The sequence below is a fragment of the Pseudoalteromonas sp. bablab_jr010 genome, from assembly GCF_016464105.1.
Lineage (GTDB): Bacteria > Pseudomonadota > Gammaproteobacteria > Enterobacterales > Alteromonadaceae > Pseudoalteromonas > Pseudoalteromonas simplex.
This window is the reverse complement of record NZ_JACDWV010000081.1, coordinates 1-297: the sequence shown is the minus strand read 5'-3', so window position 1 is coordinate 297 and position 297 is coordinate 1. Positions and strand designations below refer to the sequence as shown.

At 42.8% G+C, this 297-nt stretch carries 2 rRNA genes; both read left to right on the top strand.

What is annotated here, in order from left to right:
- Positions 1–94: ribosomal RNA gene (locus JIG37_RS07295) — 23S ribosomal RNA — on the top strand; the annotation flags it as partial.
- 126 nt (positions 95–220) lie between these two features.
- Positions 221–297: ribosomal RNA gene (rrf, locus tag JIG37_RS07290) — 5S ribosomal RNA — on the top strand; the annotation flags it as partial.

Below are 297 nucleotides of genomic sequence, written 5' to 3'. Positions count from 1 at the left end.
GGGCCGTTGAAGACTACAACGTTGATAGGCAGGATGTGGAAGTGGTGTGAGCCATTAAGCTAACCTGTACTAATTACCCGTGAGGCTTAACCATACAACGCCAAACGCGTTTTATGACAGCGTAACAGACAGAAGTTAAGAAACTAAAGTAGACAATTACTTGATATCAGAATTCCAGATTTATTAATTTGCTCAGATGAGCGAATTAAAACCAAATTTGCTTGGTGACAATAGCGTTTTGGACCCACCTGACCCCATGCCGAACTCAGTAGTGAAACGAAACAGCGCCGATGATAG